Raw genomic sequence first — 9,515 nt, forward strand, 5'->3', positions numbered from 1 at the left:
TGGCTTCCAAAGAATTACTTCCTCGGCTTCCTGGTTGCTCCCTTACGGGATTTCGACACTTGCCTAGACTGAGTTACCCCAGCCCCCGGTAGTTCGTCTGCACAGGCAGTTTCCTTTCCCGTCTGTCCAACGGTACTAATGAGTTTGATTCCTCGATTTCTAATGTTTTGACCTGCTGCCACATCTCTGTCTGTTTTATATCCACAATGAGGACAGTGATGAACTCTAACGCTCAGGTCTTTTTTGACTGAACCACCACATTCGGAACACTCTTGAGAAGTCCCTCTTGCATCGACTTCTGAGAAGAACTTTCCACGCTTCCAGCAGACGTACTTGACGATACTTCTAAATTGACCGAACGCTGCGTCGAGCATATGCTTTCCAAACATTCCTTTGGCACTGGTGCGATAATCCAAGTCTTCCATGAAGACCATATCGCCAGTATCACAAAGTGCATGAGCTTGTTTATAGTGAAAGTCCTTCCGGGTGTTGTCAATTTGGTGATGAAGTCGGGCAACTTTAAGACGTTGTTTCTCATAATTTTTCGACCGCTTCTTCTTCTTAGAGAGCCTGCGTTGCAGCAATTTCAGCTTGCCTTGCAGTTCTTTAAAAAACTTCGGCGGCTTTACCAGTACACCATCACTGGTTGCAAGAAATTTTTCCAGCCCCACGTCCACTCCGATGGGGTGTCCGTGAGGAATGGGGTCAGGAACACTAACATCACATTGAAGAGAGATAAATGCATACCACTTGTCAGCTTTCCTCAAGATCCGTACCTGCTTAACCACAAACCCTGTGGGAATGGGTCGGTGCAAGTTAACAGGGATTGCTCCAATTTTGGGCAGTTTAATATGAAGGTTAGTTACTGGATTCTCCTTAAACTGGGGAAACACCAACGACTTGAATTGCCCAAACTTCTTAAACCGAGGAAATCCAAATCCTCTCTCCTGAAAGTATTTCCAGGCAACGTGCAACTGCTTAATAGCTTGCTGGAGAACCTGAGAAGGAACTTCGCTCAATCTAGGGAATTCCTTCTTGGCTTTTGGCAAGTTGTTAAGCTGCTGAATTTCGCCCGGAAACTTCAGTGGCTGAGAGAGGATGTACTCTTTTTCTATGGAGCATCTATCTATCAAACACTTGCGACCATCGCACCAATCTTTTATCTCTCGCAATGCATGGTTGTAAGCGCTGCGACAGATGTCCATCCACTCAATGAGTTGTTGATCTTGAGAGGTATCCGGATAGATTCGATATCGGTGTGTGATGGTTAGCATCCCAGTATTATAGTAGTTTACTGGCTAAGAAGCAACCTTTAAATGTTAATTTAAGGGGCATCGAACCCTCTAAGTTACCTGGGGGAGTCCATGTATCCCGACGCTGACCCTATGGGTACAGTGCGGGTCTTATAGCTCCCCAGACCCCCACGAAAAGATAACAACAACGCACCAAGCAATAATGACCGCTGGTATATTGGCACGACTAGTCTAAGTGAAGTTTCAGGGTGTAACAGGCAAGCGATAGGTGATTGGGTTAAAACGCATTAAACAACCGTTGATGACCATAACAACAAGCACGGCTTAAGGCAGTACCACAATAATCGGCATAAGAGAGTTGAGATCACAGACTTTGTCAAGCTGTGGGAAAAAGATTAGCCATAGTTGTGCTGGTCGGGGATTCAGCATAGTTCAAAATTATGTTAAATCCAAAACCCGTGATAGTAAGGCCTTAGCGGCTAATGGGTGTAGAGAATTTGCGTTCTCGAAATCTAAATATTTTATTAAATATTCCTTAACTGTCTTAACTGTCTTAACTGTCCTTTTATCCCTTCTGTCGTTCGTGTTAAATTACCTCTGCTTGTAGATTACGCTTACTTGCGGGGCTTTCCATTGCTTCCACAAGGTGCGAGATGTGTCTCAAGCCCGATTAGATTTTGAACCGCAAGTTGTTCATTTTAACGGTCACGGTAGGGGTACGGGGGAAGATGGTTTAGCGCTAGAAGATGAAACCGCAAATGTGGGATGCCTGTAGCAAGTGTCACGCGGCGAAAGAGTTGATTGACACTACGCCAACCTCAAAATGCCCGAATATCATTTATGGCCTAGTTAATCCATTGATCTTGTACTGCAAAAAATATCCAGGGAACTAAATTTAATTTATGAGCAAGCTATCGCAAGACAATGATATGAAGATTTTAGTGATTGGGGCAGGAGTAAGTGGTCTAACAACCGCTATATGCCTCAGAGAGGCCGGTTTTAGTGTTGTCATTGTTGCAGATCGTTTTGCCCCTGATTTAACCTCGGTTGTGGCGGGTGCATTGTGGGAATGGCCACCAGCAGTTTGTGGTCGTCATGGGACTCCTAGATCCCTGGAACGTTCTAAACAGTGGTGCATGACAGCTTACAATAAATTCAAGGAAATACACGCAGAGTTTGGTTCACAGGAAACAGGGGTTTATTTGAGGGATGTGTATTTCTATTTCAAGGATGTTTTGGAAAATCGACCTGCTGACCTTCGCAAGATGAATGAGTTGAAGGATAAGGTTGATGGCTTTGAAAGAGGCTTACAGATCGTCCCAGAAACAATTGATTTGAGTTTCCAAGGAGGCATAAAAGATGCTTTTAAGCACATGGCTCCGATGGCAAATACCGATGTCTATATGAAGTGGTTGCTTCAATACGTACAGGATATTGGATGTCAGATTATCCAGGAAAAAATCACTGTCAATGTGGTTCAAAATGAACAAGAACTGCTTCGTCGTTTCAATGCAAGGGCAATTGTTAACTGTGCTGGACTAGGTTCGATAGCAACTACAGGAGATACTTCTATGTATCCCTTGAGGGGCGCACTTGTCAGAGTTAAGAATCAGGCAGGTGTAGTGACAGACGCTCATTGTATTTCCCACGAAGAATCTTCTTCAGATGAGCAAGACATCATTTTCATCGTTCCTAGAGGGGATGATTTGGTAGTCTTGGGAGGATTGGCACAGCAGGATCAATGGAGTACAGACCTATCTCTTGAGGTTCCAATGATCCGACAGATGTATGATGGTTGTTTGCAATTTCTACAGGAATTAAGACAACTTCCACTCGATGAGAAGGAGCCTGTTAGGACTGGTTTACGACCATTCACCGAGGAAAATGTTTGTGTCGAAAGGGTTCCGAACACGCGGATATTTTACAACTATGGACATGGAGGAGCAGGAGTAACCCTGTCATGGGGATGTTCACAGGAGATTGTACAGTTGGTACAAGAAATGATCCGCGAGGAGGTAAACCCATCTGCCTTTTTCAATCATAAGATAGATACCAACAAGAAGACTATCTTTGTGCTGCATGATATGCTCCCCAGCAAAACTGATTTTAGGCATATCCAATCAGGCAATAGAAATCTGGTTTTACTCTGTAGCAGGCGAGGACTCAGTAAGGTTGTACCCTCCCAGTATCAGCACTTGGATCTTGTGCAGATTGTAGAACCTTACAACTTGCAAAATCTGCTCCATACCTATCAACAGATTAAGGCGGATTATGGACTATTGGATGACAATTGCCGGATTGTCACCAATGATGAGTATTCGGTACTGTTAGCTGCACAGTTGCGTGAAGCTCTAAATTTGGCTGGCGATCGCCCAATGATGATACGCCAGTTTACGGATAAGAATTACCTCAAATCTGCCCTCAAAAATTCCCTCATTCGTGTGCCAAAGCATCTGATTTTTGACCAAAACCAATACCGCAAAGAGCCAGTTTCATACTTAAAGTTTGTTGTACAAGAACTGGGTAATGACATCTTTGTTAAACCAGTGACTGGAGCAGGAAGTGAAAAAACCAAAAGAATTCACACTATTGATGAATTGAAAGGCTGGTGTGACAGCAATGTAGATTCAGATGAAGAATTTGAATTCAATGAATTCATTAGAGGTCAACTATACAATACAAGTGTTGTCATGAAAAATGGTCAACCTTGTTATTTTGCTGCTTGCAAGCACTATCGACCTAATGATGAGTTCCTTTATGGTCATCCAATCGGCAATATTGTTGTTAGAGAGGAAGAGCCAGAATTTCACAAACTTCGACAATTTTCAAGTGATACGTTGCAAAGTTTAGAACACGGTTATCCCAAAAATGGTGTACTCAATATTGATTTCTTCCTGCAAGAAGGTAGCGAAGAACCAATTCTGATGGAAGTAGCTGCACGCACCCCTGGAGGGCTTGTATCGAAAATGTTTTACACATATCAAGGAGTACGTCTAAACGAATTACATCTCCAATTACAGATTGGTGATTCTCCTGACATCATTCTCAAGGATAGGAATGAGTGGAAGTACAGTGCTTACTCGATTCATCCAAAACAGGACGGCGTTGTTACAGCAATTGAGAAGCCAATTCTTGAAAGCGATGTGGAAGTTTCTTGGCAGATTTACCTGGGAGAGAGACTCAAAGCATCACAAAGTATGAGGGATGTTGCCATTGCCATTCTTTTAAGCCATCATGACTTTTCAACCCTTCAACGGGATTATGAGGTAGCCAATTCTACCAGTTTCTATAAGACTAAGAACGATTTTTTAGAGAAGGCTGAAGCTCTTTTTGCAACAGTGACAGCATAACCAATATATTCAGTCGAGGGTTACTTTGACACTGCCCTGGCAGATTGAATAAGCCTTTCATTCAAACATTTGGCTCAATCTGCTAGGGCTTGAACTTAATCCACCCTTCTACTCAATTACGCTTTATACTAAGTATTATACTGAGTATAAGTCAATAGGCGATAAAAAATATCTCTACTCAATGACGTTTAGCGATGAGTATAATTTTTTACTAAAAAAGGAAGACGATCTAAGAAAGTAATGGTTAACCAACATGAGCTGTCACTGAACAGCACTAAAGACAATTCATTCTCACCTGCTTTTTTTTCATTGTTGTTAGGGGTTTTTATTTTATCATTTGCAGCAATTTTTACTCGGCTTAGTGAAAATGAGCTTGGTCCAGCAGCAACTAGTTTTAATCGCTATTACATAGCTACCGTTGTTTTGTTTCTATGGGAGGGAATTCAATATGGAATTGGTAATTCATCTAAACCTAATGAGTTAATTAAGTTAAAAGATTGGGCGATTTTCCTTTTATCATCAATCTTAGGAACTGCTGCTATTTTTCTTTGGGCTTTGTCATTGACTCAAACCAGTGTTGCCAATTCTAATTTGCTCCATAATCTAACCCCTATCTTTGCAACATTAGGTGGATGGCTATTTTTTCGTCAAGGGTTTGATTATAAGTTTTTATTGGGAATGGTGTTGGCAATAATTGGAGCAGCTACCATCGCTTTTGGAGATTTCCAGGAAGCGGTAAATTCGCTTGTTGGTGATTCCTTAGCTCTGCTATCTGCTGTTTTCTATGCTCTCAATTATCTGGTTCGAGAGCAGCTTCGTTCCAAATTTTCGGCGACTACTATACTACTATGGCCCTGCTTATTCTCTGGATGCTTTACTTGCTTACTTACATTAACTACTGAAAGCCAACTATTTCCAACTTCTTGGCAGATTTGGCTCGCCGTTATCTGTCTAGCAGTTCTGTGTCAAGTCATAGGACAGGGATTGCTCATTCATAATCTTAAGCGATTTTCTTCAGGTTTTGTCACTCTTTTAATGCTCCTTGAACCTTTGCTAACAGCTTTATTTGCCTGGATTATTTTTGCGGAGAATTTGACTCCTCTCAATTGGGTAGCTTTTTTCTTGGTTTTAACTGGTATATACCTGGCAAAGCTCAGTAAAGGTTCAGAAAAGCTAGCAGATGATGAGCCCTATCTCGAGTAGGCATTGAGAGTAGGGTCGAAGGGCTAGGGCGTGTTTTCAAACTACAAGCACAAAAGAATGGAGGTGATTGCCTACGGCAGAGCTAAGCGCCAAAGGCGCACGCTACGCGAACGCTTAACGTAATCATAGTTGTATAGTTTGCTGCAAGCTTTTCATATCGGGTAGCGATGCGGCGAAATTGTTTGAGTCGCTTGATAGCACCTTCAACAACGTTGCGTTGACGATACATTTCACGGCTAAACGGACCACGACGTGGTTCATTCGAGAGTCGTGGGGTTGTTATATAAGTTATACGTTTCCTCATCAAAGTCGTCATTTGTCATTAATCATTTATACTTACTTTCAACAAATAACTAATGACAAATGGCGATGTAATGATGCAAGGTTTTCAAGGCACTTAGCTTTTTTTGCAGTGCTTTTTTAGCACACTGTCTTTTTAGTACTTGAAATTTACGTAAGTTTCAACTTTTTCCTTTGGCAACTGCTCCACCACCTGACACCGCAGCAACTGCTTTATCTTCTCTGGCAGGGTCTCATAATAGTCTCGCTGGAGAGTCAAATCCACTTTCGCCGTGTGCAACCAATGCATAACGTAGCCCATGACTACCATTGGTCTCGCCTGGCAAGTCTTATTTGGTGAACCTCGGTGCAGCGCGAGGGGTGTTCGGATAATCACGTCACCTGGTTGCATATAAAAAGATTCCATGGGAATTTCGCCCGTTGCAATCTTAAAGAGGGCTTCATCACGCGGTAAGACGTGCGTGCCACGTGCCATCTGGAATGGTCCATTCTCTGGCGTTACTTCAACCAGTGGAAAGTTGACCGCTAGGGCATAGAGTGGCGTTACTATTTGATCCGAGAACAGAGGGCGAAAATCCCGGTGGGTTTCTTGATAATCTGAGCCTTGCACCGGGATATCAGCCCCTAACTGAACCATCAGGTATTCCTGAGCGAACACGCGATCTAGGACACCCAAGATTGTGGGATTGGCGAAAACTTCCGCATTGGCGAATGGGGGAACCCAAGGCAACGTCAAATAGTAGCGGGCAAGTTCACGAGGAGCCAGCCCACCTGGTTGATTTTGGCGCTCTCGAAATAACTTTTCAAAAGCTTGTGCCCATTCTGAAACCAGTTTTCTGTCAAAAAGAGCGCGAATCACACAAATGCCGTCTCGATTTAGCTCTTGTGCGAATCGGTCTAAGTCAGTAGCCGTATAGTTAGTTGAACCTATACTTTGAACCATTTTTCTATCCTCTCTAATTCATGATAAGAGAGTCGAATTTGAACCGGACTCTCAACAGTAGAACTTTACAAATTGCTTGTTGATAATAAGATTTACTTGCACAATCTCCTCTAAATGCTGCGATCGCTGAATCGATTGAACTTGGAACAAAGAAATTGTTCCGTGGAATCGTTCGACTTCCTTTGTAAGAGGAAGCAAATCAATCTTTGACACCATCCCGCGCGCCTTTTAATAGTTGAATTGTCTCTAGTTATAGCAACCGACACGAAGCTTAGGACAACTTTTCAATCCACAAATCATGCTGTTGCAGCCGTCTACAGCCGACTTGTCCTAACACCTTTGGCGACGGCTATATCTTCCAGCTGCAGTTTCAATACTTAAAGGCGGCTTTGCTCTACAGTTTTTCGCTCGTCCAATACCCGCTACTAAAAGTAATTCTTGATTGTTTGAGCAAAAAGTGGTGGGCTATACAATTGTAACTATTCCTTTTAGTAGATGCATTCCTAACAGCAGCTATCTTAATGAGCAGGCATCACATGGGTCCAGAACTCGCACTCCTACAAAGCGCGGCTTCCTTCGGGTTTTTGACTTATGCAACGAGTAGAAAATGCATTGTGTTGGCGTAGCCTGTCCGCAGGGCAGGCTACGCCGTGCCGCACCGCGAGGGCAGAAGGCAGCGAAGGCTTACATCAAAAAAGTTCTTCCCTCCTGCCCTCTGCCTTGCCCGTAAGCGCAAAGCGTGCCGCTAGGCATACGCGTAGCGTCTCCGACAGGAGAAGGGCGATAATAACAAGCTTTCGTAAACCCTGGCTTGCCATTTGTCAAAAATATTGAGAAAATGAGAAAAATATGAAAACAATTTAGCGAAAAAAATACTACCTGTGAAACTTGACGCCAAGCCTTTGAACTTTTCCACATCTGAGACTGAAAGCCAGCTAGATTTAAAAGATGAAGTAGATTGCAATTCTACAACCGCCTTAGTTGAAGTGTCGTCACCTTTGATTTCTGACAAACCTCAGAAGCCGCAAACCCCAAGAGTCATTTTCGCCACTACGTTCTTGACCATCTTTTTGGCAGAAATTGGTGACAAGACACAGCTATCCACCTTGTTAATGAGTGCGGAATCACAATCTCCGTGGGTGGTGTTTTTTGGATCTGCAGCAGCGCTCGTCACGACTAGTCTACTCGGTGTGGTGTTGGGAAGTTGGATGGCTACCAGGTTCTCTCCGAAAATCGTAGAAAAAGCAGCAGGAATAATGTTGTTGCTGATTTCCCTGATGCTTTTTTGGGATGTGGCACAATTTTGAATTTGGATTTATTAACTATGGACTGGCATCTTTTAGGATTAAGCTTTATTACAGTTTTTTTGTCGGAATTGGGTGATAAAAGTCAGTTAGCGGCGATCGCCCTTTCAGGTCGTTCTCAATCTCCGCGTGCGGTGTTTTTTGGGGCAGCTGGCGCACTGCTGTTGACGAGCTTGTTAGGAGCATTAGCTGGGGGAGCAGTGGCAGAGTTATTACCTACAAGGCTGTTGAAAGCGATCGCCGCCGTAGGATTTGCCATACTCGCGGTACGCCTACTATTTTTTAACAATGAGGAAGCTTCGCCGGAAGCTGATGAATGATGAATCATGCATTCTGAAGCTTTGTATCATTCATCATTCCTCATGTAGTGATTTAACGTCGCCAGCACCAGCCCAAAAGTGTGCCGCCTGCCAATAGTTTTACTGCTTCCAAAATCCAGTAACCACCATGCAGTACATCCATAGTTGCTGGAGTTTCAATTGTCTGAAAGAGGTTCAGTTCAAGCCCGATTGCAGACATTTGCGGAGTTAACAGGTAAGTATCAACCAAAGCTATAGCGAGCAATAGCATAGATAAAATAATTGCACTGCGACGCCACTTAGATTGGCTGTTGCACATAGCTAACACGCTAGTTAATACCAAACCAGCAGACAATAATTCGAGCCGATTAAAATTCCAAAAAATCACATAGCCGGCTGAAGCAAAACTCGCTTGAGTCATCATGCCAGAAACATATAAACTAGGCATAATTACCCAGTCTAACAAGAGGCTGGCACTGAGCCAAAAGCCTAAAGTTAACAAGGCAATACTTTGCCAAATGGGTCGCTTGAGTTCAACACTAGAAACAGCATTCATAATTTTGAATAATTGCGTATCTTTATACTTCTCACTTCTAACTTAACTAAAGCACTCTGACAACAAATATCAATTATCTTTTACAAATATGTTGCTATTTCGTAAAGCTATTTCAGTATTTGTTGCCTGATTACGCTCAAATAATGAATGAAATTAAATAATGTTAAGAATAATAAAACATTAGTTGAATAAAGACGTAGAAGATTTACAAGTCGCGCCTCGGAGTCCTCAACCAGATTCGCGTATTGGTTGGGGAGAACCGCCGCTGTGGGACTCTTTACTGAGTACTGGGTACTGGCAAGATGTT

8 protein-coding genes and 1 pseudogene are annotated in these 9,515 nt (G+C 42.9%); 4 read left to right on the forward strand and 5 right to left on the reverse strand.

Translation table 11 applies throughout. The features are described from left to right. Positions 1-14 precede the first annotated feature (14 nt). A complete protein-coding gene (locus V5G28_RS14000; protein ID WP_332988731.1) occupies positions 15-1,274 on the reverse strand; it encodes an RNA-guided endonuclease InsQ/TnpB family protein in 1,260 nt (419 codons plus the stop codon). Positions 1,275-2,155: 881 nt separating this feature from the next. Between V5G28_RS14000 and V5G28_RS14005 the strand changes: the two genes are divergently transcribed. Both V5G28_RS14005 and V5G28_RS14010 read left to right on the forward strand, forming a co-directional pair. Continuing rightward, positions 2,156-4,603, forward strand: coding sequence for an FAD-dependent oxidoreductase (locus V5G28_RS14005; RefSeq protein WP_332988733.1), 2,448 nt, complete (start codon positions 2,156-2,158; stop codon positions 4,601-4,603). A 240-nt stretch (positions 4,604-4,843) separates the two neighbouring features. Then, a complete protein-coding gene (locus V5G28_RS14010) occupies positions 4,844-5,806 on the forward strand; it encodes a DMT family transporter (protein ID WP_332988736.1) in 963 nt (320 codons plus the stop codon). Positions 5,807-5,888: 82 nt separating this feature from the next. Here V5G28_RS14010 and V5G28_RS14015 read toward each other — a convergent pair. The 3 genes and pseudogenes from V5G28_RS14015 to V5G28_RS14025 all read right to left on the reverse strand — a co-directional run. Continuing rightward, positions 5,889-6,032: pseudogene (locus tag V5G28_RS14015) on the reverse strand (transposase); the annotation flags it as partial. 210 nt (positions 6,033-6,242) lie between these two features. Then, positions 6,243-7,049 (reverse strand): phytanoyl-CoA dioxygenase family protein, encoded by an 807-nt coding sequence (locus V5G28_RS14020; protein ID WP_332988738.1) that lies wholly within the window; start codon positions 7,047-7,049, stop codon positions 6,243-6,245. Positions 7,050-7,100: 51 nt separating this feature from the next. Then, positions 7,101-7,265, reverse strand: a complete 165-nt coding sequence (locus V5G28_RS14025) for a hypothetical protein (protein ID WP_332988740.1) — start codon at positions 7,263-7,265, stop codon at positions 7,101-7,103. 665 nt (positions 7,266-7,930) lie between these two features. On the opposite strand from V5G28_RS14025, the gene V5G28_RS14030 reads away from it, so the two are divergent. Beyond that, the gene (locus tag V5G28_RS14030) at positions 7,931-8,356 is read left to right on the forward strand and encodes a TMEM165/GDT1 family protein (protein ID WP_332988742.1); all 426 of its coding nucleotides are present in this window, start codon (positions 7,931-7,933) and stop codon (positions 8,354-8,356) included. A gap of 17 nt (positions 8,357-8,373) precedes the next feature. Beyond that, positions 8,374-8,673: a TMEM165/GDT1 family protein gene (locus V5G28_RS14035; protein ID WP_096570958.1), complete on the forward strand. Its 300-nt coding sequence runs from the start codon at positions 8,374-8,376 to the stop codon at positions 8,671-8,673. 52 nt (positions 8,674-8,725) lie between these two features. Here the strand turns inward: V5G28_RS14035 and V5G28_RS14040 are convergent, their stop codons facing one another. Next, positions 8,726-9,208, reverse strand: coding sequence for a hypothetical protein (locus tag V5G28_RS14040; protein ID WP_332988748.1), 483 nt, complete (start codon positions 9,206-9,208; stop codon positions 8,726-8,728). Between the last annotated feature and the right edge of the window lie 307 nt (positions 9,209-9,515).

Origin of the sequence: Scytonema sp. PRP1 (assembly GCF_036697665.2) — a bacterium.
Taxonomy (GTDB): domain Bacteria; phylum Cyanobacteriota; class Cyanobacteriia; order Cyanobacteriales; family Nostocaceae; genus Kalymmatonema; species Kalymmatonema gypsitolerans.

Excerpts from the sequence above, each read along its gene's own strand:
- V5G28_RS14035 (WP_096570958.1), top strand. The coding sequence starts at position 8,374 with ATGGACTGGCATCTTTTAGGATTAAGCTTTATTACAGTTTTTTTGTCG.
- V5G28_RS14040 (WP_332988748.1), bottom strand. The coding sequence starts at position 9,208 with ATGAATGCTGTTTCTAGTGTTGAACTCAAGCGACCCATTTGGCAAAGT.
- V5G28_RS14005 (WP_332988733.1), top strand. The coding sequence starts at position 2,156 with ATGAGCAAGCTATCGCAAGACAATGATATGAAGATTTTAGTGATTGGG.
- V5G28_RS14010 (WP_332988736.1), top strand. The coding sequence starts at position 4,844 with ATGGTTAACCAACATGAGCTGTCACTGAACAGCACTAAAGACAATTCA.
- V5G28_RS14025 (WP_332988740.1), bottom strand. The coding sequence starts at position 7,265 with ATGGTGTCAAAGATTGATTTGCTTCCTCTTACAAAGGAAGTCGAACGA.
- V5G28_RS14000 (WP_332988731.1), bottom strand. The coding sequence starts at position 1,274 with ATGCTAACCATCACACACCGATATCGAATCTATCCGGATACCTCTCAA.
- V5G28_RS14020 (WP_332988738.1), bottom strand. The coding sequence starts at position 7,049 with ATGGTTCAAAGTATAGGTTCAACTAACTATACGGCTACTGACTTAGAC.